At 41.3% G+C, this 26,844-nt stretch carries 28 protein-coding genes, 3 pseudogenes and 2 riboswitches; of the genes and pseudogenes, 5 read left to right on the top strand and 26 right to left on the bottom strand.

The features are described 5' to 3' along the window. The 17 genes from CEF22_RS07600 to CEF22_RS07520 form a co-directional block, all read right to left on the bottom strand. On the bottom strand, window positions 1-209 hold a 209-nt coding region (locus CEF22_RS07600; protein ID WP_332849164.1), incomplete at its 3' end, for a transcription antitermination factor NusB. 139 nt (window positions 210-348) lie between these two features. Then, window positions 349-1,407, bottom strand: coding sequence for a YdcF family protein (locus CEF22_RS07595; protein ID WP_100402377.1), 1,059 nt, complete (start codon window positions 1,405-1,407; stop codon window positions 349-351). Window positions 1,408-1,512: 105 nt separating this feature from the next. Next, complete coding sequence (locus CEF22_RS07590; protein ID WP_095478277.1) at window positions 1,513-1,932, bottom strand: Asp23/Gls24 family envelope stress response protein; 420 nt, start codon at window positions 1,930-1,932, stop codon at window positions 1,513-1,515. A gap of 26 nt (window positions 1,933-1,958) precedes the next feature. Continuing rightward, window positions 1,959-3,311 carry an acetyl-CoA carboxylase biotin carboxylase subunit gene (gene accC, locus CEF22_RS07585; RefSeq protein WP_100402376.1) on the bottom strand — a complete coding sequence of 451 codons (1,353 nt, stop codon included), beginning with the start codon at window positions 3,309-3,311 and terminating at the stop codon, window positions 1,959-1,961. Window positions 3,312-3,323: 12 nt separating this feature from the next. After that, window positions 3,324-3,821: an acetyl-CoA carboxylase biotin carboxyl carrier protein gene (accB, locus tag CEF22_RS07580; protein WP_100402375.1), complete on the bottom strand. Its 498-nt coding sequence runs from the start codon at window positions 3,819-3,821 to the stop codon at window positions 3,324-3,326. Between the two features lie 328 nt (window positions 3,822-4,149). Beyond that, window positions 4,150-4,716 (bottom strand): SpoIIIAH-like family protein, encoded by a 567-nt coding sequence (locus CEF22_RS07575; protein ID WP_100402374.1) that lies wholly within the window; start codon window positions 4,714-4,716, stop codon window positions 4,150-4,152. A 1-nt stretch (window position 4,717) separates the two neighbouring features. Continuing rightward, window positions 4,718-5,368 (bottom strand): stage III sporulation protein AG, encoded by a 651-nt coding sequence (gene spoIIIAG / locus CEF22_RS07570; protein WP_232726081.1) that lies wholly within the window; start codon window positions 5,366-5,368, stop codon window positions 4,718-4,720. Further along, window positions 5,361-5,972, bottom strand: coding sequence for a stage III sporulation protein AF (gene spoIIIAF / locus CEF22_RS07565; protein WP_100402373.1), 612 nt, complete (start codon window positions 5,970-5,972; stop codon window positions 5,361-5,363). Before spoIIIAF ends, spoIIIAG begins: the two co-directional genes overlap by 8 nt. Before the next feature lie 17 nt (window positions 5,973-5,989). After that, window positions 5,990-7,174 carry a stage III sporulation protein AE gene (gene spoIIIAE / locus CEF22_RS07560; RefSeq protein WP_100402372.1) on the bottom strand — a complete coding sequence of 395 codons (1,185 nt, stop codon included), beginning with the start codon at window positions 7,172-7,174 and terminating at the stop codon, window positions 5,990-5,992. Between the two features lie 30 nt (window positions 7,175-7,204). After that, on the bottom strand, window positions 7,205-7,585 hold the full coding sequence (gene spoIIIAD, locus CEF22_RS07555) for a stage III sporulation protein AD (protein ID WP_232726186.1): 381 nt from the start codon (window positions 7,583-7,585) through the stop codon (window positions 7,205-7,207). 24 nt (window positions 7,586-7,609) lie between these two features. Next, complete coding sequence (gene spoIIIAC, locus CEF22_RS07550) at window positions 7,610-7,813, bottom strand: stage III sporulation protein AC (protein WP_100402371.1); 204 nt, start codon at window positions 7,811-7,813, stop codon at window positions 7,610-7,612. Between the two features lie 19 nt (window positions 7,814-7,832). Beyond that, window positions 7,833-8,345, bottom strand: coding sequence for a stage III sporulation protein SpoIIIAB (gene spoIIIAB / locus CEF22_RS07545; RefSeq protein WP_100402370.1), 513 nt, complete (start codon window positions 8,343-8,345; stop codon window positions 7,833-7,835). Further along, window positions 8,342-9,262, bottom strand: a complete 921-nt coding sequence (gene spoIIIAA, locus CEF22_RS07540) for a stage III sporulation protein AA (RefSeq protein ID WP_100403942.1) — start codon at window positions 9,260-9,262, stop codon at window positions 8,342-8,344. Before spoIIIAA ends, spoIIIAB begins: the two co-directional genes overlap by 4 nt. Before the next feature lie 215 nt (window positions 9,263-9,477). Further along, entirely contained in the window at window positions 9,478-10,035 is a 558-nt protein-coding gene (efp, locus tag CEF22_RS07535) for an elongation factor P (RefSeq protein ID WP_095478293.1), read from the bottom strand. A gap of 21 nt (window positions 10,036-10,056) precedes the next feature. Next, window positions 10,057-11,118: a M24 family metallopeptidase gene (locus tag CEF22_RS07530; RefSeq protein WP_100402369.1), complete on the bottom strand. Its 1,062-nt coding sequence runs from the start codon at window positions 11,116-11,118 to the stop codon at window positions 10,057-10,059. Then, on the bottom strand, window positions 11,115-11,564 hold the full coding sequence (aroQ, locus tag CEF22_RS07525; protein WP_100402368.1) for a type II 3-dehydroquinate dehydratase: 450 nt from the start codon (window positions 11,562-11,564) through the stop codon (window positions 11,115-11,117). The genes CEF22_RS07530 and aroQ overlap by 4 nt, the downstream gene beginning before the upstream one ends. A 65-nt stretch (window positions 11,565-11,629) precedes the next feature. Beyond that, complete coding sequence (locus CEF22_RS07520; RefSeq protein ID WP_100402367.1) at window positions 11,630-12,130, bottom strand: YqhR family membrane protein; 501 nt, start codon at window positions 12,128-12,130, stop codon at window positions 11,630-11,632. A 132-nt stretch (window positions 12,131-12,262) separates the two neighbouring features. Between CEF22_RS07520 and CEF22_RS07515 the strand changes: the two genes are divergently transcribed. Together CEF22_RS07515 and CEF22_RS07510 are read left to right on the top strand one after the other, a co-directional pair. Further along, on the top strand, window positions 12,263-13,204 hold the full coding sequence (locus CEF22_RS07515) for a DUF1385 domain-containing protein (RefSeq protein ID WP_100402366.1): 942 nt from the start codon (window positions 12,263-12,265) through the stop codon (window positions 13,202-13,204). A 34-nt stretch (window positions 13,205-13,238) separates the two neighbouring features. Further along, window positions 13,239-13,598: an SA1362 family protein gene (locus tag CEF22_RS07510; RefSeq protein WP_100402365.1), complete on the top strand. Its 360-nt coding sequence runs from the start codon at window positions 13,239-13,241 to the stop codon at window positions 13,596-13,598. 10 nt (window positions 13,599-13,608) lie between these two features. On the opposite strand, the gene CEF22_RS07505 is transcribed toward CEF22_RS07510, so the two are convergent. From CEF22_RS07505 to CEF22_RS07485, 5 genes and pseudogenes are all read right to left on the bottom strand, one after another. After that, window positions 13,609-14,475: a patatin-like phospholipase family protein gene (locus CEF22_RS07505; RefSeq protein WP_100402364.1), complete on the bottom strand. Its 867-nt coding sequence runs from the start codon at window positions 14,473-14,475 to the stop codon at window positions 13,609-13,611. A gap of 297 nt (window positions 14,476-14,772) precedes the next feature. Then, window positions 14,773-15,891, bottom strand: a pseudogene (locus CEF22_RS07500) (ribonucleoside-diphosphate reductase); the annotation flags it as partial. A gap of 351 nt (window positions 15,892-16,242) precedes the next feature. After that, window positions 16,243-16,866 (bottom strand): annotated as a pseudogene (locus CEF22_RS07495) (ribonucleoside-diphosphate reductase); the annotation flags it as partial. Window positions 16,867-17,285: 419 nt separating this feature from the next. Beyond that, window positions 17,286-18,104 (bottom strand): annotated as a pseudogene (locus CEF22_RS07490) (ribonucleotide reductase N-terminal alpha domain-containing protein); the annotation flags it as partial. A gap of 296 nt (window positions 18,105-18,400) precedes the next feature. Then, window positions 18,401-19,237, bottom strand: coding sequence for a lipoate--protein ligase family protein (locus CEF22_RS07485; RefSeq protein ID WP_100402361.1), 837 nt, complete (start codon window positions 19,235-19,237; stop codon window positions 18,401-18,403). A gap of 226 nt (window positions 19,238-19,463) precedes the next feature. Here CEF22_RS07485 and CEF22_RS07480 point away from each other — a divergent pair, with 226 nt between their 5' ends. Continuing rightward, complete coding sequence (locus CEF22_RS07480) at window positions 19,464-19,787, top strand: rhodanese-like domain-containing protein (protein ID WP_442857399.1); 324 nt, start codon at window positions 19,464-19,466, stop codon at window positions 19,785-19,787. Between the two features lie 34 nt (window positions 19,788-19,821). On the opposite strand, the gene gcvPB is transcribed toward CEF22_RS07480, so the two are convergent. From gcvPB to gcvT, 3 genes are read right to left on the bottom strand one after another with little or no spacing between them, the layout of a single operon-like run. Next, on the bottom strand, window positions 19,822-21,294 hold the full coding sequence (gene gcvPB / locus CEF22_RS07475; RefSeq protein ID WP_100402360.1) for an aminomethyl-transferring glycine dehydrogenase subunit GcvPB: 1,473 nt from the start codon (window positions 21,292-21,294) through the stop codon (window positions 19,822-19,824). After that, entirely contained in the window at window positions 21,287-22,633 is a 1,347-nt protein-coding gene (gcvPA, locus tag CEF22_RS07470) for an aminomethyl-transferring glycine dehydrogenase subunit GcvPA (RefSeq protein ID WP_100403940.1), read from the bottom strand. Before gcvPA ends, gcvPB begins: the two co-directional genes overlap by 8 nt. Before the next feature lie 24 nt (window positions 22,634-22,657). Beyond that, window positions 22,658-23,761 (bottom strand): glycine cleavage system aminomethyltransferase GcvT, encoded by a 1,104-nt coding sequence (gene gcvT, locus CEF22_RS07465; RefSeq protein ID WP_100402359.1) that lies wholly within the window; start codon window positions 23,759-23,761, stop codon window positions 22,658-22,660. Window positions 23,762-23,869: 108 nt separating this feature from the next. Continuing rightward, window positions 23,870-23,951: riboswitch (glycine riboswitch) on the bottom strand. 3 nt (window positions 23,952-23,954) lie between these two features. Then, window positions 23,955-24,045: riboswitch (glycine riboswitch) on the bottom strand. A gap of 157 nt (window positions 24,046-24,202) precedes the next feature. Between gcvT and CEF22_RS07460 the strand changes: the two genes are divergently transcribed. Both CEF22_RS07460 and CEF22_RS07455 read left to right on the top strand, forming a co-directional pair. Next, window positions 24,203-25,903 carry a DEAD/DEAH box helicase gene (locus CEF22_RS07460; RefSeq protein ID WP_100402358.1) on the top strand — a complete coding sequence of 567 codons (1,701 nt, stop codon included), beginning with the start codon at window positions 24,203-24,205 and terminating at the stop codon, window positions 25,901-25,903. Further along, window positions 25,872-26,660, top strand: a complete 789-nt coding sequence (locus CEF22_RS07455) for a YqhG family protein (protein ID WP_100402357.1) — start codon at window positions 25,872-25,874, stop codon at window positions 26,658-26,660. Before CEF22_RS07460 ends, CEF22_RS07455 begins: the two co-directional genes overlap by 32 nt. Here CEF22_RS07455 and CEF22_RS07450 read toward each other — a convergent pair whose 3' ends face one another. Next, window positions 26,661-26,840 carry a YqzE family protein gene (locus tag CEF22_RS07450; RefSeq protein WP_095479524.1) on the bottom strand — a complete coding sequence of 60 codons (180 nt, stop codon included), beginning with the start codon at window positions 26,838-26,840 and terminating at the stop codon, window positions 26,661-26,663. Between the last annotated feature and the right edge of the window lie 4 nt (window positions 26,841-26,844).

Raw genomic sequence — 26,844 nt, 5'->3', positions numbered from 1 at the left:
CGATCAAATGACCAATTCTCAAGATTATCCTTAACGACTTGGTCAATCTCTTCTAAGTGAGAAGTCGTACCCATCACACTGTTTTGTAAATATTCATCAACTGGAGCGCCCTCTAATACATTTTGGATCGCTTCTTCTGGGGTTGCTCCACTCATATCGATTTGATAAAGTGCCTGCAGGCTTTTTTCACGTGCTGTACGTCTTTTCATTCATTTAAACTCCTTTTGCTTTTTCATCATAAAATGATAATAGCATAAAATAAAAAAAATACACACGCTCTTGCGAAAAAGGATGTGTTTTATTTAAAAAGCTTTGCCGAAATCAACGCACCGCTTTAACATAATCTATTTAAAACGAAAATATCCCATTGTTGTCCAAGTGCTGACTAAACCAAAATAGCCCAGTCATCATCAGAAAGACAAACATAATAAACAAAATATGTTTCCACTTGTGCATAACTAATATGCCAATATATTCACGTATGAGTGCATTGATCCAAAAATATCCTATCGTTTTCGAGCCTAATCCAATTGAACGAAGCCCGACCTTACGCGCCCACATTCCCGCGCGCAGCACATGATAATTATTCGTGACAAAAATGGCCGAATAACCTGCTGGTGAGCATTCATCCATTATCTGTTTAGAAAACAACATATTTTCGTATGTATTGACTGATTCACGTTCAACAAGCGTATCCTCTGGTCTTACACCTTTCGACAGCGCGTATTGCTGCATTGCTTCCCCCTCTGGCAACAACTCGTCAGCACCTTGTCCACCCGAAAAGATTAGCTTAGCTTGTTTTCCGCTTTTTTCAAATTGTTTTTGTTGAAATTCAATTCCTTTTTCAATTCGGCTTGCGAGTAAAGGAGACACTTTATATCCATCGATCAATCCACTTCCAAGCACAATGATATAGTCCTGCTTTTTCCTCGGCGGAATTAGACGATACGTCCAGTTTGATACTAGAAGTACCATAAATCCAATAAGAAAATAAAACAAACCAAAATAGAGCATCGATAGTATGAGCGATAACCAGTCTGGAAGCTGTTCTATATTACTAACAAACGGTAAGATGACCGCCCCAATTAAGACAAGCCCTAATAAAGCTGACAGATAATTGGCGAACTTCCTCCCCTCACGACGCCATAATTTTCGCGCCGACCGAAACAATAACAGTGACGCGATCAGCAAATGTAGTGGTAACAGCAAGACAAGAACCACGATGAGAATGGCTAAAACCACTAATGTCACCTGTTCATTTTGTTTAAACAGTAATTGCGCCAGTCCCACTGCTGAAAAAAAAGCCAAACCCAAAAACCACAAGCCATTCCAAATAGAGCTCCTGTTCCACCAGTACGAAGCCACCCACAATAATCCAAAAAACATAATAATTGCAACTATAATCATGATGTCACAACCTTATAAATAGTTATCTCCAAACAATAAAAAAAGCTAACCCGTTAGGTAAGGCTTCATACGCCTTACCCGTTTTGCTTAGGTCAGCCTTTCATTTTACGCTTCCGGCACTAAATCGCCTTCAGTGTTTTTTGTTTCAAATTGAATACCGACAACATGAATATTCACTTCATCCACTTGAAGTGCCGTCATATTTAATAACGCTTGTCGAATATTATCTTGAATCTTTTGAGCGACAGCAGGAATCGATACCCCAAATGCGATCACACAATACACATCAACTTTAATACCGTCTTCTGTCAAGTCGACACGAACGCCTTTGCCGTGGTTTTTCTTACCGAGGCGCTCAACGACACCTGATGCAAAGCTACCGCGCATTTTTTCAACGCCATCGACTTCAGATGCAGCGATTCCTGCAATGACTTCAATTACTTCAGGAGCAATTTCAATCCGGCCCATACCGTTATCTCCATTGCTCATTTCTAAAACTTGATTTCCTTGGCTATTTTCTGCCATCAATCAACACCCCCGTGTTAAATTGTTTATGACTTCATCACTTCGTACATTTCAAGGAATTTCGTGTTGAATTCTCCTTCAACGAACTTTTCATGATCAAGCAACTGTAAATGGAAAGGAATAGTTGTGTGAACTCCTTCGATGACAAACTCGCTTAATGCACGCTTCATTCGAGCAATCGCTTCTTCACGAGTCGATCCAAACGTGATAAGTTTAGCGATCATGGAATCATAAAATGGTGGAATCATATAGCCTGGATAAGCGGCAGAATCTACCCGAACCCCAAAACCACCAGGTGGCATATAGACTGTAATGCGACCAGGAGACGGCATAAAGTTCTTTTCTGGGTTCTCTGCATTAATTCGGCATTCAATCGACCAACCATTGAACTCTACCTCTTGTTGTGTAAGAGTCAATTCCTCACCAGATGCTACGCGAATCTGCTCTTTAATCAAATCCACACCTGTTACCATTTCTGTTACAGGATGTTCTACTTGAATTCTTGTGTTCATTTCCATGAAATAAAACTGTTTATGATTATAATCATAAATAAATTCTACCGTTCCTGCACCTGTATAATCAACCGCTTTCGCTGCTTTCACTGCTGCATTTCCCATTTCTTCACGAATTTTGGCATCAAGAGCCGGTGAAGGGGTTTCTTCAAGCAATTTTTGCATGCGTCGTTGAATGGTACAATCACGCTCACCTAAGTGAATCACATTTCCATGCGTATCTGCAAGTACTTGAATTTCAACATGGCGAAAATCTTCAATAAATTTTTCCAAATAGACACCTGGATTACCAAATGCTGTAGCTGCTTCTTGCTGGGTCATGTTAATGCCTTTGACTAACTCTTCTTCATCGCGAGCTACACGAATCCCTTTTCCGCCACCGCCAGCTGTAGCTTTAATAATGACCGGATATCCAATTCCCTCGGCAATCGACATTCCTTCTTCGATCGATGGAATAATGCCATCAGAGCCCGGTACGATTGGCACACCCGCTTTTTCCATCGTATCACGTGCTACATCTTTCGTTCCCATTTGAGTAATGGCTTCTGGAGATGGACCGACAAAGATAATATTGCACTCGCGACAAAGCTCCGCGAAGTCTGCATTTTCTGCTAAAAATCCATAACCCGGATGGATCGCATCACAATTCGTCAATTTAGCCACACTAATAATATTCGTGAAATTTAAATAACTGTCTTTAGAAGCAGTAGGTCCAATACAGAAAGCTTCATCTGCTAATTGTACATGGAGAGCTTCTTTATCTGCTTCGGAATAGACAGCCACCGTTTCCACATCTAGCTCTTTGCAGGCACGAATAATACGCACAGCAATTTCCCCACGATTGGCGATCAATAACTTTTTAATCATTCCGATCTCTCCTTATAAAGGCTTTACTGAAAATAACGGTTGACCGTACTCAACTAATTGCCCATCTTTCACAAGAATCTCGACAATCTCGCCTTCCACTTCCGCTTCGATTTCATTAAACAATTTCATTGCTTCCACGATACAAACAACGGTTTCACTAGACACTTTTGATCCCGGCTTCACGTATGCCTCCGCATCTGGAGATGGGGATTGATAGAACGTTCCCACCATCGGAGACGTGATTTTATGTAAATTTTCCGTGCTTTCCACTGCTTTTGGCGCTTCTGGCGCTGGTACTTCTTGAACAGCAGGCTTTACTTCCGGTTGTTGTGCTTGTACCGGAGCAGCTTCTACTTTCGGCGCTTCCTGTGGTACGTCTTTCACTACAGAGTATGTCACGCCTGCGTTCTTTTTCATTTTGACTTTACTACCATCTGATTCAAATACAAACTCTTCAATATTGGATTGATCGACAAGTTTAATCAATTCTCTTATTTCCTGTACTTTCATCTCTGACACCCCTTGAAAAATTATGACTAGATAATAACATCTTACGATAACATCTAGTAAGAATTCAACTTTTAATTAAGAAAGAGAATTCTTACTAGATATTTTATCGTTTTTCCATTAAATATGATATGATAAATGAAAATTTTTAAAATATTTTTTCAATTATATCTATCAGTCTATAAATAAAAAAAAGAGCGACCTTAAACATAAAAGGAACCCTCTTACAGAAACCACCTCTAGCTCTTAATCAACTAAATATACCTAGATGTTGTAGTCCCTATATAAAATGCGCCTTTTTTAAGATAGCTCCCAACTTTTCATTTTTATGTTATTTCACTGTTTGAAATTCCACTGCAACCGGTTGCTTTCCTAGCTCGTCCCGTGCCAGGCGAATGATTTCATTAGCTGCGGCAGCGGAATGTTTTTCGGCTTTGACGGTGATTTTAATATTCGTTCCATCTGCACGAACGAGAGCATCTTTATATCCTTTTGATTTAATGAGTGTCTCTAACACACTTTCTTTCGTTGCCAGCTCTGTTAATTTTTCCATTTCTTCATAGGCTTGATTTTTATCTTCAACGGAAAGGTCCGATGAAGCTACTTTCGTTGTCAAATCCTCTTTCATCTTATTTCTTTGGTCCTCCATTTCTAATCGAAGAAGGTCAAACGCCTCATCTCCTGCCGCTTCTGTCACAACTTCGACTTGTTGGTCATTCGCTACTCCATTTGTTTCTTGAGGCATTTGTTCAGCTGACTCATTGATCTCTTCTGCTTGATTTTTCGTTGAGGCGACGTCAGGTGAAAGCTGCTCTGGAGAAGTAATGTAGTAGACAGATAATACGACAACTAGACTAATCATTGTTAACAACCAAACGGTTTGTTTTTTCAATAACATTTTAAGCTTCCTCCTTTGGTTTTTTCGGCATGACGGCTACGCGATGGCTCGGCACATGCAGCACCCTTGTGACCGATTCAATTACCCATTTTTTCACTTGAATATTTTCTACTCCCTCCGCTACGACTAGCACTCCACGTATTTCCGGCTTCTTCATTTCTAATATGACCGGAGCATCTCCATGTTCTTCTTTCATCATCACTAATTCCTCTTCTCTCGTTTGATCAATGACCGTCCGCTCTCCACCCTTCTTATCAATTTCTTTCGTTTCTTGTGATTTGACAGCTGTGTTTTTTTCTAGCACTTTTTGTTCACTGGCTTCTATATTGACTACAACTGTCACATTACTGACACCAGCCATTTCCTCAAGCGCAGATTGTAGTTTTTTTTCATATTCTTGCTCGTAGTCGCTTGTTGAGGGTTGAATCGGCGAATTCTTTTGTCCGGATGCTTCTTCACTATTAGCTTGATGATCTTGATTGATCACAGGTATGTCTCCTCTTTCCTTCAAATCACTGAACAGCATCATGCCCATGCCTAGGATAGCTACAATCACCATCCATTTTGCCTTATTTGCCGTTTTCTCCTCTCCGCTTTTTTTAGATGGAATTAAGGACTGTAGCCGTTCTAGCAAATTTTTTCGATCACTCAAGGCTGTCCCCCTCCTCTACCATATGAATATTCAATTGCTCGGTCGGAATATTCCACTTTTTCGAGAGAAAATCGATGAGTGATTGGTCTTCCTTCCGATCCATTTGTAGTGTAGAAGACGAATCAATCACAACTTCATCTACTGTCGTGGTAGATCCCTTCTCATCTACAGGGGCGATATACACATCTACTTGTGCAATGTCTTCAGGGGCATATTCTCCCCAGTCGTGAACCTCAATATTTAAATCTATTATTTTCCTTTGAAATTGATTCTTTAATTCGTGTTCCACTTGAGTACGTAATTGCTGTTCCGCATTTTTCAATATATAAAGTTGCTTTGTAGACTCTAAACGATCTTGTTTGACCGTCAGTTCCTGTTCTAACTTTTCGTCTTTTGTTTGCTGGGCAACCCAGTCATACAGCTCTTGCTCCATATCGATAGAAAACAACGTCCACATCGGACGCAACATCACTAACAATAACAGTAAGCCCATCACAACCCTCGCGTACTTCTGAAATGAAGAAGTCGGTAATAGCATGTCCACCACAGCAGCAAGGAGAATAAAAGCTAATACTTTACTTAACCAGTCTGTTATATAAGCCATTCTTCTCGGTCCCTTCCTTAACGAATCATCATGGATAAATTGCTTGCAGATACGAGAATGACAATCGATAAAAAGAACATGAAGGAGACAATTACGAGAGCGGCTAGTACATAGGTCATGTTTTTGCTAATGATGTCGAGACAATCGACGACCATTTTGTCTCCAAGTGGCTGTAGCATCGCCGCTGAGATTTTATAGATCATAATTAGTACAAAGATCTTTATAGCTGGAAAAACAATAATTAGCAACAGCATCCCTGCTCCCGCAAGACCGAGCGTGTTTTTCAATAATAAGGAGGCACTCATCACCGTATCCGCTGCTTCTGTAAACATCCTGCCCACGACAGGAATAAAGTTGCCAGCAAGAAATTTTGCGGCTCGAATCGCTAGTCCATCAGACACAGCGGCTGCCGTTCCCTGAATGGAAACAACCGCTAAATAAATCGCCATAAACACGCTGAGCAACCCAATACTAAAGCGGCGAAGTAGATCAGCAAGCTTAGTCGCTTGATAATATTCAGAAAAAAGACTCACTAAGCTAATAAGCGTGGCAAAAAACAGCAGAGGTAAAACGACTTTTTGAATCAATATCGCGCTAATATTCATTAAAAAAAGTAAAAACGGGTGAAACAGCGTAGCTGAAACCACTCCCCCAGTTGTCGCTAATAAAGCGAGCAAAATCGGGACAAGCGCGAGTAAAAATTGAATCATTCCATCGACCGCTTCGATGGCATAATCCATCGTTAAACGAAAACTATTTAAAGCGATAATCATTAGCACCATTAACACGATGCCATAAGCCGTCTTACTGACCACTCCTTGTTCAAAGGCATTTTGGAGAATTTGCAGAAAGACAGAAAACACCGTTAACAAAATCAATGTACCGAGCAATTTACCATTCGCTGTTAATTCATGAAAGATAAAAGCTACTAATCCCTTTGCCCACTCACTTAACGAAACAGATTGTCCATTTTCTAACAAGCTCGGTAGTGGTCCTCGTTTCGCTTCTGGCAAATACTGTCCGTACGTTCTTACAATGTGATCCCATTGAGCGGACAGATCTTCTAGTCCTAAATGCTGCAACTGCTCTTTCGCCATTCCACCTAAATCAAGTGGCTCCTCCTCACTCGCTGCTTGTACACTATAAGAGGCTGATGCAATCAAAATGAATAACAAAAGAGCGAACTTTAATCGTTGCTTCATACACATCCACCACCATTACCTATGCTTTTGTTAATTCGGTAGCATCGACAAAATCGTTTCAATTAACAGGGTTAAAATCGGAACAGCCATCGATAAAATAATGACTTTACCTGCGAGCTCCATTTTGGTTGCTAGTGCTTCTTGCCCAGCATCCTTTGTCATTTGAGCGGCGAATTCAGCAATATAAGCAACGCCAATAATTTTCAACATCGTTTCGACATACACAAGCTCCACTTCCGCACGAGCAGCTAGCTTCTTAATCATTAAAATCACCTCGGCAATTTGATCCGCTAAAAACAAAAATAGGCTACTGCCGACAAATAGCACGAGCAAAAAAGTAAAAGCTGGCTGATGCTCTTCAAGTAATAAAGCAAAAAATACAGCAACAAGAACAATTGCAGCTACTTGGATAATTTCAATCGTATTCCTCTCCCGTCATTGAAATAAAAAGACATCTTTAATTTTGTCAAACAAATCCTCCACGACCGTCGCAACCAAAAACAAGACGTAAATAAACCCAAATAAAGTGACCCACTGAGCGTACTCTTTTTTTCCTACCTGTTCTAAAATCGTATGGAGGAAGGCCACGATCAAACCGACGCCGGCGATTTTGAATATCACTTCCACTTCAATGCCCAATTGTTCTCCTCCTTCTCTGCTATAAAAGTAGCAGAACGATAAATAAGCCACCGATAATACTTAAATTTCGATACAGCGTTCCATAGCGCTTATACTTTTCAGCTGCCTCTTGCTCTTGACGTTCTAAATGAGTAAGCGTCAGTAAGATGTGCTTTTGCTCGGTTAGTCGATCGTGCCGCCCCACCGTCTCTCCAAACTCCAATAAAATCGATCGTTCTTCCTCCTTTAATTCCGTCTGTGACCAAATATCCTGTAAGCTTTTTCTCCAAGCAGCTTGCGCATCCATTTCAGTTGTTGTCAACAACTGAGCAAAAGAAGAAAAGAGAGCGGCGATTGGCTGTGGTAGACGCTCAGATAATTTTCTCGCAGATTCATGTAAAGGCGTATGTCCATACACGATTTCTGCTTCTAACGATTGCAAAGCCGATTTTAACAACCGAATCTGTCGCGGTCGTTCGCTTAGCTTCCGCCCTTGCTCCATCCCTAGCCAAAAACAACCTAGTAGAATGAAGAGTGCTCCGATCCATTTCACTGGGCCTCCCCTACTTTCACCGCTAACTTTTTCCCCTGTTGATCGAGAATGTGAAACACTCGCTCCCCATCGTGAAATGCTAGCTCAATAAATCGTTCAAAAACGCCCATCTGAATGATTTTTTCGATCATTGGTCTTTGAGAAGCCTCTTTTAAGCTCGTACCGTGAACCGTCGCCATTAAGGTAATACCGGCATTTACCGCTTCTGCAACGGCTTGTCCATCTTCTTCTCTCCCAATTTCGTCAGCAATCAATACATCCGGACTCAGCGAGCGAATCATCATCATCATTCCCTCTGCTTTCGGACAAGCATCCAAAACGTCTGTACGAGTCCCTACATCCAGCTGAGGAATACCTTTGACGCAGCCAGCGATTTCTGAACGTTCGTCCACGATTCCTACTTTCACTGGAGATAAGTTCATTGCTGAATCACCACTAGCGGCGACTCTTGCGATATCTCGTAGTAACGTTGTTTTCCCTGATTGCGGTGCACCAATGATCAATGTACTTTTCCACCGCTCCTTATAAAGAGCCGAAATAAACGGCTTAGCTACTCCAATTTTTTGGCGAGCGATCCGCAAATTGAAAGATGAGAGATGACGAATCGCTTTCACTTTCCCTTGTTCTAAAATGACCTTTCCTGCAAGCCCCACTCGGTGACCACCTTCGATTGTTAAATATCCGCATCTTAACTCTTCATCTAAAGCATAAAAAGAGTGCTGACTCAGCTTATTCATTAATACTTGTCCTTCCTCGGGTGTAACAATATGAGGCAAAAAGAACACTTGTCGAGCAATGATTTCTAACGGCTGATTCATCCGAATTCTGATCTCTTCCATTTCATCTTTTACTTGGGACGGCAAGCATTGAATAACTTCCTTTAATGTCGGCGGCAAATAAGAGAGAATCGTATCGATCATGACTTCCTCCTTCCCCTCCCTTTTTATTCAATGTATGTTTTTCCGCTCAAGTTATGCCGTTCATTCTAGGTAAAAAGACAAAAAAAGACCGGCCAAAGCCCGTCTCCTTCATTCATGCTTATCCACTTGTTTAACACCTTTTCCGCTCATGTGACTCCCTATTTACACTACAAAAAAGCTGTCCCTACATAGAGGGACAGCTTTTTTGAAACTTATGCACGTGAAACGTAGCTTCCGTCATCCGTATTAACGATTAATACGTCTCCTTCATTCACAAAGAAAGGAACTTGAACAACTAAGCCTGTTTCTACAGTTGCCGGTTTTGTACCACCTGAAGCAGTATCGCCTTTAATGCCTGGCTCTGTTTCAGTTACTTTTAGCTCAACTGTATTCGGTAATTCCACACCAAGTGTTTCTGTGTGATACATCATGATGGAAACTTCCATATTCTCTTTCAAGAATTTTAATTCGTATTCGATTTGATCCGCTGGTAGCTCAATTTGCTCATATGATTCATTGTCCATGAATACATGTTGGTCACCGTTTGCATATAAGTACTGCATTCTGCGATTGTCAATTTGAGCTTTCGCTACTTTTTCACCTGCACGGAATGTTTTTTCTTGAATGGCACCGTTACGAAGGTTACGAAGCTTAGAGCGAACAAACGCTGCTCCTTTTCCTGGTTTTACATGTTGGAAGTCAACGACGCGCCAAATGCTGCCATCCACTTCAATTGTTAATCCTGTGCGAAAATCATTTACTGAAATCATTTTGTAAATCCTCCATTATCATTAAAGAATGATTAAGTCTTTAGTAGAATGTGTGAGCGTTTCATTTCCATTTTCTGTGATGATCGTATCATCTTCAATGCGCACACCGCCTACTCCCGGCAAATAAATTCCCGGCTCGACTGTCACAGCCATGCCCGGGGTTAATACCATTTCTGAACGGGAAGAAAGATTAGGTCCTTCGTGCACTTCAAGGCCGATCCCATGACCAGTGGAGTGACCAAAATATTGGCCATATCCAGCTTTCGTTATATGATCACGCGTAATCGCATCCGCTGCTTTCCCCGTCATGCCCGCCTTGATTTCATTCATACCTTTCAACTGTGCTTCTAACACAATATGATAAATATCTTTCATCTGATCAGATGGTTCACCCACTGCAATGGTGCGAGTAATATCTGAAACATAGCCTTGATAATAGGCACCATAGTCAAGCGTGACCATATCGCCTTTTTCAATTACCTTGTCGCTCGCTACTCCATGAGGTAGAGCGGAACGTTTACCTGAGGCTACTATTGTATCAAAAGATGAAGATGTCGCGCCACACTTTCTCATAAAGAACTCGAGTTCATTGGAAACCTCAAGCTCTGTCTTCCCTGGTTGAATAAATTCAAGAATATGCTTGAATGCCGCATCGGCAATAGCGGCAGCTTCCTTTAATATCTTAATCTCTGATTCGCTCTTAATCAAGCGCAACTTTTCAACTAATTGACTAGCAGGAACAATCTCTGTTTTGACGAGCCCTTGAAGGAGTTCATAAGATTGAAACGTCATGTACGCTTTTTCAAAACCAAGTCGATTGACCCCTAATTCTTTCACTTGATTGGCGATCTCTTCGTAAATGGTTCCTTCATGCTTCACAATATGAAAGCCGTCTGCCTGTTTTTGCGCTTGTTCCACATAGCGGAAATCGGTAATAAACACCGCTTTGTCCATTGTGACTAACGCCGCTCCAGAAGAACCAGTAAAGTTCGTTAAATAACGGCGATTGTATAGGCTCATCACGAGTAAGCCATCAATCCCCTCTGCTTGCATCATAGTACGAAGCTGATTTAATTTGATCATTTTTCACTCTCTCCCGTTCTATGTATTAACGCTTGTAAAGCCAGTTCATACCCGATCAGTCCTAAACCTGCAATTTGCCCACTAGCGACTGGAGCAATGACCGATTGATGACGGAATGACTCTCTTGCATGAATGTTACTAATATGCACTTCAATGGTTGGAATCGAAATGGACGCTACCGCATCTCGCAGTGCATAGCTATAGTGCGTGAATGCTCCCGGGTTAAAAATAATCCCATCCATTTCTTCATCCGCAGCCAAGTGAAGACGATCGATCAGCTCTCCTTCATGGTTCGATTGAAAAGTGGAAAGCGTCACACCCGCCTCCTTCGCTTTAGAAGTCAAATGACTTTCAAGTTCTTCTAAAGTAACGGCCCCATAAATGTCCGGCTCTCTCTTTCCAAGTCGGTTTAAATTCGGCCCGTTTAATAATAGAATGTTCTTCATACCTTCTCCTGCCCCCGAATATAGTTACAAGAACATTCTAACATATTTTTTTTACTAATAACTACTTACTCGGTCTCTTCTGCTTGAACATTCATCCGTTTATGATGTTCATAGCCATAGGAGATGGAATAACCGATAAACAAACCATATAAAAGAAGAAGGCAAATCGTCGTGACTAATGTATCGTTATTCATCGTTCTCCACCAAGGAATTGCAGGATAAATCGAACGAAGAACGATAAAGAAGACGACCCATAAACTAGCACCGTACATTACTCCGACCCACATCGACTTCTTTTTTCGGAATAAGGCGTAATAAATGAAAGCTAGGATGAGCGAGCAAATGATATAAAATAAAATGCTCATCGCCACGTTTAAATACGTCTTTTTAAATTCTGTTACATGCATATATTTCAATACGGCGTTCGGATTGAAACTAATAAAATCAAAATAGGCAACAAATTGAGCGAGTCCTCCCCAAAATAACCCTCCATAGAAACCAATTAGAGCAACATTTTTCAGCGGAAAATGAATTTCTTTTTCTTGTTTCATGTCTTTTTTCATCATGCACCTCCACCTTCACGAATAACAAACTTTCAGAAAGCATTTTTGTTAAGTGATTCAGCTTTTATTTTTCCTGAATAACGGCTAAAATATGTATATAAGCTTTATCTTTAATTCAATGAAAGAGGGTATTCCATGAGTGAACAAAAGCCAGTTTATGGCGGTCAGGCAGTTGTAGAAGGCGTCATGTTCGGCGGAAAGCACCATACCGTCACCGCTGTTCGTAAAAAAGACCAATCAATCGCCTATTACCATTTACCAAGAAAAACAAACCCATCGCTTCAAATATTCAAAAAAATCCCGTTCATTCGAGGAATCTTTGCGATTTTAGATGCGGCAGCGAACGGATCGAAGCATTTAAATTTCGCTCAAGAGCAATATGATTTAGACGGAGATGAAGTAGAAACTAAGAAAAATACAGAGCCATCTAAACTGGCGATGGTTCTAGGAGTCGCCGCCATCGGAATCCTCTCTTTTTTATTCGGGAAATTCATCTTCACTTTAGTCCCTGTCTTTTTAGCGGAATCTACTCGGTCAATCTTTTCGAGTGATATGGAACAAATTGTAATAGAAAGTGTGTTCAAGCTTATTCTGCTGTTAATTTACATCTATTTAATCTCTTTAACGCCGATGATTAAAAGAGTATTTCAGTATCACGGGGCTGAGCATAAAGTGATTAATGCGTATGAGAACAATCAACCATTAACAGTCGAAAATGTGCAAGCGGCTTCCCGTCTCCATTACCGTTGTGGTTCAAGTTTTATTTTATTTACAGTCATTGTCGGTATGTTTGTGTATACGCTAGTGCCAACTGAACCATTATATGTGAGAGTGTTAAATCGAATTGCTCTCATTCCTGTCGTTCTCGGCATCTCTTTTGAAGTACTTCAGTTTACGAATAAACTGCGTGACGTCCCGGTATTACGTTTTCTCGGCTATCCTGGTTTGTGGCTACAACTATTAACAACGAAAGAACCGACAGATGATCAAGTCGAAGTAGCCATCGCCTCATTTGAAAAATTAATAAATTTTGAGGAAAACACACAAAAAGGATTAAACGCTGAGGAAATTGTCTAATATGTAATTAACAGCTTGTTAGGAGGTGGCTTTATTGACAACTCGTACAGTCATTACTTTTTCATTAATTGCACTCGCTGCTATTGGGCTTGTTTCCATGTTGTTTAATGCCCCTGGAGCTTTAGCTCGGCAGCTGATTATTGCAGCAGTAACTGTAGCTGTTATTGTTTTAATCTATCGCCTCATCATGAGAAAGCGGTTAGGTGGCAATAGTGAAGATCGAGCGTTTGCAAAAGCTGCTAAACAATCGAAAAGACGATTGAAAAGCCGTCAAAAACCAACTCAGCCCTCCACTCCAGCTACTAAAAAGAAACCTTTAAGAAGAAAATCATCTGCTCATTTAAGGGTGATCGAAGGAAAAAAAGGCAAAAAAAATAACCGGGCTTCTTCGTAAAACCCGGCTATTAATAACTCCAGCGCTTAAAAAACGCCTTAGCATGATCACGTCCTGTTTGAATAAGGGCGTATTTTTTTTCGTCTGTTAAGTTAAAATCGGTAAGCGCTGTTTCCTGCACCGGAATAAAGAGAACATTGCTTTCATGTCTTCTCGAAATATGGCGAGCATCGTGAGCATCTTTCATCGTATGAAACAAAGCACTAAATAAATCGATCCCTGTTTTCACTTGCCGCGAGACGGCTGTTGTTTTCGTTATCAATTTCACGCCAAGGACAGGTCGCATCAACTTTTTGTCTGCCTCATCAAACAGCCAGATGGGGAAGTTACTCAACACGCCGCCATCGACCGTTAACGCTCGACCATTCAGTTTCACTGGCTGAAAAAAATATGGGATCGTACAGCTCATTCGGACGGCTCGTGCCACTGAAAAGGCAAGCGGATCTTTATTGTAAGCAGGCAAATCATCCGGAATAACGAGCAAACGACCGTTAGTAATATCCGACGCCACGACACGTAATGCTTCTGGCGGAAGATCCCCAAATGTTCGTATTCCCTTTTGTTCGAGCCTCGTTTCTAACCATTGTTCAAGTTTCTTCCCTTTATATAAACCGAGCTGAAAATAAAGCTTCATCCATTTCAAAAAGGGGAAGTCAAACATGATATCATCTAACAACTGCTTTTCGTTTACTTCCATTACCATTCGCTTCAGCTCTTCACTAGAATACCCAGCGGCGATAAAAGCGGCAATAATCGCTCCTGCACTCGTACCGGCTAAGCGGACAAAGGTTAAGCCTCTTTGCTCGATCTCTTCAAATGCACCGACTAGCGCAAACCCTTTAATTCCCCCACCCGAAAACACCCCATCGATTTTCATCACTACTTCACCTCTCCCACTTACGCCTGATTGTTATATGTGTAAGCAAGGAAAAGTTGTCCTAGAAGTGGAAATTTGAGCGGATCAATCATTACGCAAAAAGCGGCTATCAATCTAAAGATTGATAGCCGCTTTCTGATCTATTTTACCCCGCATTAACGGGCTGTAAGATCCCCCACCTCAACATGGTAGAAAGAAGCACAGGCATAGAGGTGGGGGATCAACAGCTCGTAAACGCCCGATCAGTTCAACTAACAATCAGCGGGGATGAAGCCCCCTACTGATTGAAGTTTCACTTTACAAACCACATTTCAGCTGAGCGCCGCAATTTGTACACGTATTACAGCCACCCATTTCTTCTACTGTTCCTTTGCGACAAACGGGACAAGTGTTACCCACTTCACTACCGATCGTCACATTCGTTGAACGAATTTCTTGGATTGTGTCAACGAGAACCACATGATTTTCATGTTCTTTTGTTTTCGTTTCTATTTCCTCGAAACCATTTTCTTCTGCTTTTAGTGTAAGCACTTGGGAATCACGGCTTCCATCAACATATACCGTACCACCTTTTGCTCCGCCTTTATAAAGACGCTCGTACACTTGCTCGACTTGTTCTACCGTGTAGCCGCGTGGTGCGTTCACTGTTTTCGAGATCGAACTATCGATCCAACGTTGAATCACACATTGTACATCCGCATGTGCTTCTGTAGACAAACTCATCGCCGTCACAAACCATTCTGGCAACTGATTAGGGTCTGCCTCTGGGTGACGATCTAAATATTCTTTAACAATATCCGCTTTCACTTCAATAAACTTCCCTAAGCGACCGCTTCGGTAGTAAGTGAAAGAGAAGTATGGTTCTAAGCCTGTGGAAACGCCCACCATTGTTCCAGTACTGCCCGTTGGAGCAACAGTCAGTAAGTGCGAGTTGCGAATTCCGTGTTCACGGATCGCTGCACGCACATCTTGAGGCATTTTTTTCATATAGCCTGTTTCAATAAAAGCTTGTCGTAAACGATTCGTTTCTTCTTCTGTTTCCCCTTGAAGGAATGGGAAACTTCCTTTTTCTTTCGCTAATTCAACGGATTCTTTATAAGCAGTAACCGCAATCGCTTCGAATACTTGATCCACTAATTCATTACCTTCTGGTGAACCGTATTCTTTTTCACAGTAGATTAATAAATCGGCAAGCCCCATAACTCCTAGGCCGACACGACGTTCACCTAATGCTTGCTTTTTATTCTCATCAAGGAAGTATGGTGTCGCATCAATAACATTATCCTGCATGCGCACGCCTACAGCTACCGTTTGTTTTAGCTTTTCAAAGTTCACCGTTTTTGTTTCCTTATCTGCCATTTCCGCTAAGTTCACAGCAGCTAAATTACAGACAGAAAACGGTGCAAGTGGTTGTTCCAGTAGTTTGTTATCCTAAAGGCTTTTTATCCTCTAGTTCTTACAGTTCATCTTCCTGTAAGCTCAGCATACATTTTCATTACACTTGATTTTGTGTAATGTTGCGGTCTCGTGGGCACTTAAAAACTTTTAAGTGGTCAGATTCTTTCTGACAGCATTATATTCTTCAACAATAACCCCTGTATCTTTTTACATTTCTTTCGCTTCTATTCAACAGCGTGGCTATTTCTTGTATTGAAGTTTCAGCTCCTATGCGTTGCCCCTGACTAAAATTTTACCTTTAGCCTTCGGTTCGGATCAGCTTCTCAGCCTTCCCGCTTTATCCCGCAATGTTTTACGTGAGGCAAACTATTCACCACACGGATTTGTCGCAACAACTTGTTGCCCATACGCTTTCGCATTCGTCATTTCGTTCGCATTATCGATGAAGAAAATGCCTGGTTCAGCCGAGTATGTGGCACAAATGTTGATCAAGTTCCAAAGCTCACGCGCTTTGATCTTTCGGTAAGTTCGAACCGCATGCCCTTGTTTTTTCCACTCGCGCACATCGCCGACTTTATGCCAGTTTTCGTTATAATATTGCATTTCCTCTTTACTGTACGCTTCTACAGCTGGGAAGCGCAATTCGTATTCTGCATCTTGTTCCACTGCCTCCATAAAGTCATTCGTTAAGCAGATGGAGATGTTCGCGCCTGTTAAAAACTCTGGGTGGTGTACCGTATATGTCCCACCTGTACGTAATTTCTCCTCAGCATCTGAAATGATTTCAGGGCTGAAACCGCCATAACCAGGAATATTTTTGTAATTGACCACTCCTTGGTACATCGCTGATTCACGCTCAGACAACGGCTTAAAGTTCAGCTTTTCTTGCGCTGCTTTTTTAATTTGTTCGTCTTCTGTATTTTCAATTAAGAAGCGTAAAATACGCGGATTTTGCATTTTTGAAATAATGAATTCAACAATATCAGGGTGCCACAATTGTACCGTCCTTTTCAGGATACTTTAACTCTGCTTATGCAGACGGAATAGACTATATCATCACCCTCAGCTTGATCTGTTAGGGGCCGGGCGCTTCGGAAAAATTTTTTCCCTACTCTACTTCCATTCCATTCGAATGTTTTCGATAGTCGTTGAACCTTCACCTATACGGCGCTTGGCTGCAGATTGTCCAATGCAATTAATTTTTTAGCATTCACGCTCACCGTTTCCAGTCACGTTGTAGCTTAATTGCCTCTCAGGATTTCCCTGCAATTCACCCGGTTTTCTAATCGTTCATTCTCTGAACGACGCGGACTAGCATTTGGATAAATTGTTCTTCTTTTCCTTATGCCCCAAAAAGAACATTTGTTCTTAATTAGAGGATAACGGAAAAACAAACAACTTTCAACTTTTTAATCCGCCAACATAATCATCTGTGCTCCGCGGCGCGACCCGCCTTGCTCCACAAGATGTGTAAGCTTAGCGATATCATCTAGCCAAGAGACTGATCCGGAAGATTTTCCGTTAACTCCTTTAGCTAGTGTGTTGCGTGGACGTAGTGTTGAACCGTTTGTTCCTACTCCACCGCCGCGGCTCATGATTTCCATCACTTGCTTACGATGTTCGGAAATGCCTTCGCGTGAATCTTGAACGAATGGCATGACATAACAGTTGAAATAGGTTACATCTGTCGCCGCACCCGCTCCATATAGCACTCGTCCCGCTGGAATGAAGTTCAAATGAACCAATTCATGGTAAAACTTCTCAAACCATTCTTTGCGCTTTTCTTCTGTTTTTTCAACGGAAGCAAGACCCGTCGCATTACGTTTAGCAATTTGCTCGTAGAAAATTTCCAACGGTTTTTCGATCACATCGAGGGAACGGCGGACAATACCTGTTTCTTGTTCTTGTGGATCATCAAGTGCGCTACGGAATTCCTCATCAACTAGCACTTCCGCTTTCTTTTCTTCCCAGTCAATGCTTACGATGAAGCCAACGCCTCTAGCGGGAAATTTCGGGTCTGCCTTAACCGTTAACACAACAAAATCGCCTTCTGTTAAAGTGACCTTTTCTGTATCTTTAAACGAATAGCGGTCAATCATCACGAGGCGTGAAACCCCTTTATGTGTAATGTTCATGTCAGAAGTTACAGGATGAACCTGCGGAAAAACGCTAATGTCTTTGTTTAATCTGTCAATGTTGATAGACATATTCTTTACAGACGTAACTGACATATCTACAACTCCTTTTCTATACTTTTTTCTTGGTAGTTCCTAGTAGTTCTTAATTGTATACCCATATATTTTGATAAAAAACTAGAACAAACACAATATATTGTGTTTGTTCTGTTGTTTTCATTACTACATATTGATTTAAAAACATTTTTTTGTCAAGCGACAAAACGGCTGTATTCGCTGAAAAAAATGAGAGATCATCAGAAAAACAAGCGATAATCGGATGAAAAGAATAATTTTAAAGGTTGCACAAAAACAAAACCTTTGTTCGCATTCAAAAAATGCGACATCGTTACTTATCGCCTAAAATTCCACTCATCTGACTCATAACGCTCTTTCGCAATTTTTTCGATAGAAGCGGACTGTTCATCTGTCAATTCAAGCGGCTCCAACTCAATACCTAACCCGTCTTCAAAGCCCTGTTTAAATGCGACACGAGCCATATCCAATGTAATGCTTTTTGGACTAATGCTGTTAATCGCCACCGCTTTATTTTTAAATGCTGTTTGCATTCTTTCCTTGACGCGTTCATTCGGGTAGTTAAACAGACTAAACAGCTTATCTTCATCAAGGTCTAACAAGATCGAGCCATGCTGTAAAATGACACCCTTTTGCCTCGTTTGAGCGCTTCCAGCAATCTTCCGTCCTTCTACTACAAGCTCATACCAACTCGGTGCATCAAAACAAACAGAAGATCGTGGGTTTTTCAAACCGTTTTTCTCCTCTTCCGTTTTGGGCACAGAAAAATAAGCTTCCAACCCAAGATGGTGGAACCCTTTTAATATTCCTTCAGAAATGACACGATAGGCCTCTGTCACACCCGTAGGCATGTTAGGATGCTCTTCAGATACGATTACACTATATGTTAATTCGTGCTCGTGAAGAACGCCTCTACCGCCTGTTGGACGGCGCACAAATCCAAGACCATGTGCCTTGACTGCTTCCATATTGATTTCTTTCTCCGCTTTTTGGAAATAACCAATCGATAATGCAGCTGGCTCCCAACCGTAAAAGCGGATCACTGGTGGGATCTTTCCTTGACTATGCCAATCTAATAATGCTTCATCCATCGCCATATTATAACTAGCAGAGCGACGGCCAGAATCAATAAACTTCCACACTTCTTTTTTCATTATTCATGCACGCCTTTTTCGTTTGTAAATTCCCTCATACAGTCTATCAAATACCGAGCAAAAAACAAAGACCTATTCAAAAATGAAATCGTTGTTTAATTTCTTTTGATTCTTAATGAAGGCAAGTTTATAATAGATGATGGTGCAATTTTACTTGAAAGGAGTGTATACGTTGCTGTATACCATTGCTGCCATTTTAGGCGCCATTATTTTGTACACTTTATATATGTATTTTTCCCAGAAAAAAGCGGTCACACCACTTTCACAGGAAGAGTTCATCAAAGGCTACCGTAAAGCTCAGTTGATTGATGTCCGTGAGCCGAACGAGTTTGAAGCCGGCCATATTTTAGGCGCTCGTAATATTCCAATGAGCCAATTAAAGACGCGCATGGAGAATGAAATTCGTTCTGACAAACCAGTGTATCTTTATTGCCAAAGCGGAATGAGAAGTGGACGCGCGGCCATGACATTACACAAAAAAGGATACAAAAATATTAGCCATCTTGAAGGCGGCTTCAAGAAATGGACGGGAAAAGTAAAGAGCAAATAAAAAACTGCCTACCCGAGGCAGTTTTTTATTATAATTAAACATTTTGCAACGGTTTTTCATAGCGAAGAATCGGTTTGCGTGCCGCCATTGTTTCATCTAAGCGACCAACAACAGTCGTATGAGGCGCTTCTTGAACAATTTCCGGATTTTCTTCCGCTTCTTTCGCAATTTGAATCATCGCATCAATAAAGGCATCTAACGTTTCCTTCGATTCTGTTTCCGTTGGCTCGATCATGATACATTCTTCTACATTTAATGGGAAATAGATCGTTGGCGGATGATAGCCAAAATCAAGCAAGCGCTTCGCAATATCAAGCGTTCTTACACCGAGTTTTTTCTGGCGTTTTCCGCTTAATACAAACTCATGCTTACAATGACGATCAAATGGCAGGTCAAAATGTGGAGCTAAACGACGCATCATATAGTTCGCATTTAACACCGCATATTCTGTTACTGCTTTTAATCCATCTGGACCCATTGAACGAATATACGTATACGCCCGAACATTAATACCAAAGTTTCCATAATAAGGTTTCACGCGACCAATGGCTTGCGGACGATCGTAATCGAACTTAAATGTCTCGCCTTCTTTCACAAGCACAGGCTTTGGCAAGAATGGAATTAAATCTGCCTTCACCCCAACAGGACCTGAACCTGGGCCACCGCCACCATGAGGGCCAGTGAATGTTTTATGAAGGTTTAAATGGACGACATCAAAGCCCATATCTCCAGGACGCGCTTTCGATAAAACGGCATTTAAATTGGCTCCATCATAATAAACTTTCCCGCCTACACTATGAATAATTTCAGCCATTTCTACAATATTCTCTTCAAATAATCCGAGCGTATTTGGATTTGTTAACATTAATGCAGCTGTTGTTTCATCGACGACACGTTTTAAATCTTCAATATCCACTAAACCGTCGTCGCCAGATTTTACGGTTACCGTTTCATAACCAGCTACGGTCGCAGATGCCGGGTTCGTTCCATGAGCCGAATCCGGAACAATTACCTTCGTCCGCTGGAAGTCACCATTTGCTTCGTGGAACGCGCGAATAAGCATCAGCCCCGTCCATTCCCCTTGTGCTCCTGCCGCTGGTTGTAACGTCACTTCATCCATTCCCGTAATTTCTTTCAAATGCTCTTGAAGATCGTACATTAATTCAAGCGCACCTTGCACCGTCTCTTCTGCCTGAAGCGGGTGAATATGCGCAAAACCATCAAAACGAGCAACATCTTCATTAATTTTCGGATTGTATTTCATCGTACAAGAACCAAGTGGATAAAATCCAGAATCCACTCCATGGTTTCTTTTCGATAGCGCTGTGTAATGACGCATAATATCAAGCTCAGACACTTCAGGAAGCTCCGGCTCTTCCTCACGCACATATCCAGCAGGTAAAAGATGGGATAGATCTTGTTCAGGTACATCTAATTCAGGCAAACTGTATCCGATTCGGCCCGGTTGAGACATTTCAAAAATAAGCAATTGATCGTTGTTATTCATGGCTATCCCCCAATTCTTTCGCAAGTAATTCAATTTCTTCTCTCGTCCGCAACTCTGTAACCGCAATTAGCATACAGTTTTCAAGACCTGGATACGTTAAACCAAGGTCATATCCACCAATGATGCCTTTTTCAAATAATCGCTGATTCACTTCTTTGATCGGTTGAGGCAAACGAACAACAAACTCGTTAAAAATTGGTGCAGAAAACACCATCTCTACTCCATGCTGCTTTAATGTGTCTTTTGCAAAATTGGCTTTTTGTAAATTTTGGATCGCAATTTCTTTGATTCCCTTTTTCCCTAAAGCGGTCATCGCCACGCTTGCTGCTAGCGCATTTAATGCCTGATTCGAACAAATATTAGAAGTTGCTTTATCGCGACGAATATGCTGTTCGCGCGCCTGTAACGTCAATACGAATCCACGGCGTCCTTCGTCATCCTGTGTTTGCCCGACAAGACGGCCCGGTACTTTACGCATCAGTTTTTTTGTTACAGCAAAATAACCACAGTGCGGTCCACCAAAGCTTGCAGGGATACCGAATGGTTGCGCATCACCGATGACAATATCAGCCCCAAACTTCCCTGGAGGTGTTAATGCACCGAGTGAAAGCGGATTAGCTGAAACGACAAACAATGCTTTATGTTCATGAGTCACTTTCTCTACGTCAGGTAATGATTCAATCGCCCCGAAAAAGTTCGGATATTGAACGATCACAGCTGCGGTTTCATCATCAACAAGAGCTTGTAATTGATCTAAGTCTGTCACTCCATCTTTATGGGGAATTTCTACCACTTCAATGTTCTGCCCTTTCGCATATGCTCTCAACACGTCGCGAGATTCTGGATGAACGGTTTCCGATACAAGGACTTTCTTCCGTTTCGTCTGTCCAGCACTAAGCATCGCCGCTTCTGCTAACGCAGTGCCACCATCGTACATCGAAGAATTGGCCACATCCATACCTGTTAGTTCACAAATCATCGTTTGAAATTCAAAAATCGCCTGTAACTCCCCTTGAGAAATTTCCGGCTGATATGGTGTATAGGCTGTGTAAAACTCTGAACGTGAAATGACATGATCAACAATTGACGGTGCATAGTGATCATACACGCCTGCTCCTAAAAAGGAAGTGTATTGTTTCGCGTGAGCATTTTTTGCAGCGAGTGTGCTCAGCTCTTTTTTCAACGCAGGTTCAGCTTTCGCCTCTTTAATCTTGTATAATCCTTGAAAGCGCACCTTCTCTGGAATATCCTCAAATAATTCATCAATCGCATCAATGCCAATCGTTGAAAGCATTTCCTTTTGATCGGCCTCTGTCATTGGTAAGTAACGATGCTTCATCATTTCATCCCCTCTCCTATCCTGTTAGTTCGAACGTTTATAAAATGGTGTCTTCACTGTTTTGGCCGCTAGCTTTTTGCCGCGAATCTCCACAAACACTTCTGTATCAATAGACGTATACTCTGCTTTTAATAAAGCGAGTCCGATATTTTTCTTTAATGTTGGTGATTGTGTACCTGTTGTGACAAAGCCCAGTTCTTCGCCACTAGCGGAGTACACAGCATAACCATGGCGTGGAATCCCACGATCAATCATTTCAAGTCCGACAAGCTTACGTGCAGGACCATTTTCTTTTTGAACCGTTAACGCTTCGATTCCGATAAAAAAGTCTTTATTGGTTTTTACCGCAAAGCCTAGATTCGCTTCAATCGGTGAAATGTCTTTCGATAACTCCTGCCCGTATAAAGCAAGGTTTGCTTCAAAACGGAGTGTGTCACGAGCACCTAACCCACAAGGGACAACGCCATCTTCTTTCCCTACTTCAAGAATGTCCTGCCATAGTTTAACCGCATGATCACTTTCGCAATAAATTTCAAAACCGTCTTCTCCTGTATAGCCTGTGCGAGAAATGAGGGCTGATACCTCTGAAATATTGACTGCTTGACGGAATTTGAAAAATTTAATTTCACTTAAATCGGTTTCTTTTACAAGCTTTTGAAGCACTTTTTCTGCTAAAAGCCCTTGCAGAGCAAGCTGCGCCCAATCATTAGACACGTTTTTAAGCTCCACTTCTCCTTCTTCGTGCTGCTTCAGCCATTCAAAATCTTTTTCTGTATTCGCGGCGTTCACAACAAGTAAATAATCCTCTTCATCTAACATATAAACTAGCAAGTCATCTACCGTTCCGCCGTTCTCATAGCACATCGCTGTATACATCGCACCATTAGGCTTCAATTTGGAAAGGTCGTTCGTCATCATTTTTTGAAGATAGGTGAGGGCATCTTTTCCTTTGACTGTGATCTCACCCATGTGTGACACATCAAATAACCCCGCTTTTGTTCGGACAGCTTCATGCTCTTCCTTAATACTTGAAAACTGAACCGGAAGCTCCCATCCACCAAAATCGATCGTTTTACCACCGTATTGCTTGTATGCTTCAAACAGTGGCGTACGTTTTAAGTCTCCCATTAACCTTCCTCCTTGATTATTGATTTTCGTGTGACACCTAACGCTGTTTCCATCTTCATTTAGGGATTTCCATAAAAAAAAGACAGAGAACAGCTTATAAAAGTTGTTCTCTGTCCTTGAACCTGAAAGTTTACCCTGAATGAACAGGCTGTCTTCTTTGGTGGTTTCGTTAACGAAACACTCTCCAGAGGTGCGTCCAGCAAGAGTTCTTTTGCCTGAGAGATTCACAAATAACTTGTTTGCTCCTTCGGCGCCGCATACACAGTCTCTCCCCTTGCTTTCATTCGCAATATTAAATTTAAAAATGGGCATACTATGAACACTCGCATATAAAAATCGACTATCGTTCGTCTTTTGCGAAATGACATAATATTTTGTTCCCTTACATCCTACCATTAACAATAAGGTTTTCGCAATCATTTTTATAAAGGAGTTTTGCAGATGAGTGTAGATATATTGTTTAATGAAGCTTGGGGAGAGGAGATTGAGAAAAGGTTCAATCAAGATGGACCATGGGGTAGCTGGCCACTCTTTCAATCAGCAACCAAAATGGAAACACGAATGTTAATCGACGATTTCGAAGGATTGTTAGCCCCTGACTTTTTACCAGACCTCACTCCCTTGCCTCATCAGCTAGAAACGGCTAGAAAGGTGATTGAGGAAATGAATGGGAAAGCCATTTTAGCAGATGAGGTCGGTCTGGGAAAAACGATTGAAGCTGGACTAATCCTTAAAGAATATTTAATTCGCGGATTAGTAAAGAAAGTATTGATCTTAACCCCCGCTTCCCTCGTCTCTCAATGGGCAAATGAAATGAATTATAAGTTTTACATCCCGGCCATCGCTCAAAAGAAATCCTATGCTTGGGATCAATGCGATATTGTCATTTCCTCGATTGATATGGCTAAAAGAAGCCCTCACCAAGAAAAAATTTATGAGCAAGAATATGATTTAGTCATTATCGATGAAGCCCATAAACTAAAAAATCATAAAACGAAAAACTATCAATTTGTGCGGCATTTAAAAAAGAAGTTTTGTTTACTATTAACGGCTACGCCGATTCAAAACCGTCTAGATGAAATGTTTCATCTTGTGTCGCTATTAAAGCCTGGCCATTTAGGGAGTGAAATACAATTTAGTGAACAATTTAAAAAAGGCGATCGCCAAGTGCAGAATCATCAACAGTTAATGAAGTTGATGGATAAAGTGATGGTTCGTCATCGGCGGCAAGATACAGGAGTCGAATGGACAGCAAGAAAAGTCGAGAACATTCAAGTGGAATTTACTCAACAGGAACGTGCTCTTTATGAATCCCTTGAGCATTTTATCCGTGAACATCCAGAACAGATAGGAAACGCATTCTCCTTGCTCACTTTGCAGCGGGAAGCTTGTAGCAGTAAAGAAGCCGTATTCTATACATTGAAAAATATGGCTAAGCATTGGGGCGAACATGCTAAACAACTACCTGAAAGCTTTCACAAAATACTATCGGCTATTGAAGCTGTTTCTCAAAACTCCAAGGCAACAAAAGCATTGGAACTGGTTCAATCGATCAATGATAAAGTAATTATTTTCACCGAGTACCGAGCGACCCAACTGTATTTACAGTGGTTCTTTAAACAGCATGGCATTAGTTCAGTCCCTTTTCGTGGCGGGTTTAAACGTGGGAAAAAAGATTGGATGAAGGAGTTATTCAAAGAACACGCCCAAGTATTAATTGCAACAGAGGCCGGTGGCGAAGGGCTCAATCTTCAGTTTTGCCATCACTTAATTAATTTTGATCTTCCATGGAATCCTATGAGACTGGAACAACGAATTGGACGTATCCATCGCTTCGGTCAAACAAAAGATGTTCATATATATAATTTTTCTATTAAAGATACGATTGAAGATCGCATTATGCAGTTATTGTATGAGAAGATCCATTTATTTGAGCAAGCGATCGGGGAACTAGATGATATTTTAACAAAAATGGAGATCCCTAATATGCAAGAGCATTTGACAGATATTTTTCAACATTCGAAAACAGAAGGCGAGTTACAAATTAAAATGAGAAATTTTGAGGCGGCCTTTGAACTTGCTAACGAGTGGAAAAAGGAGGAAGAAAACTTTGCAGACAAACGAAATTCATCAATTTCTTGAACAATATTTCACAGTAGGAGAATGTTCAATTTTGGAGAAAACTTCTTGTTCACTAACGGTCAAGTTGACACCTGAAATGGATAAGGAGCTAATGAATCGTCCTTTTTATTGGCATTATATCGAAAAAATGGGCTTGGTCGGCGAGCCACTTTCCTTAACACTCATTACCAATCAAAAGGAGGTTCAAAACGAATTAAAAGGAGAAGTCGTTCATTTCGGAGCACCACGCCTGCAGCAAATTTTCCAATCGGCTAAACAACGTGCTGGATTTGTCCGTCTTTACGAACAACAAACAATCAATCGCCACCAAGCCCTTCACCCTTGGTTATTAACAAATGTGAAAGTATGTTATGAGGCGGATCGAAAGAAAGAACAGTTCCATTCATTCGGACTCAATTTAATCAATGGGCAAATTCAAGAGCAGTTCATGAACATACTGGAACGAAAATCTCTCTCAGGGAAGATTCCCGATTTCTCCTTTACCATTGCTCCTTTAATCAAACCGTTAAGCGGGGTTCGACGAATTCATCAGTTTCTAGACGATCGCTTAAAAAATGAGGATCAGCAATGGGCAAAGGAAGCGATCAATAGATGGGAAGAAGATCTTTCCTTGTTGAATTCGTTTTATGAGGAAGAAGAGGAAAAGCCAGAAGCTTTCTTCCTTGAGAAAGCCGCCTTAAAAAAGCGCTATGAGCCGAAAATTAAAGTAGACATTGTAAATGGCGGAATCATTTATTTGACCCCGCCACTTGGTTGATTATGAACTTTTCCGAAACAATTGACGCACCGCCCAAGGCAAAACACCGAACCATCTAGATGAAAAGGCTGGCCGCTCCGTTTTCCTACGCTGCCGCTTTTGTTTTCTCTCTTGTTTTGGTTCATTTAAGTAAGATAGCGTGCTTTGCGTACAATAACGAATAACTTCATAGATAGACAAACGA

This window comes from Bacillus sp. FJAT-42315 (genome assembly GCF_002797375.1).
Lineage (GTDB): Bacteria > Bacillota > Bacilli > Bacillales > Domibacillaceae > Bacillus_CE.
The sequence above is the reverse complement of the archived record's forward strand: the minus strand, read 5'-3'. Positions and strand labels throughout refer to the sequence as shown.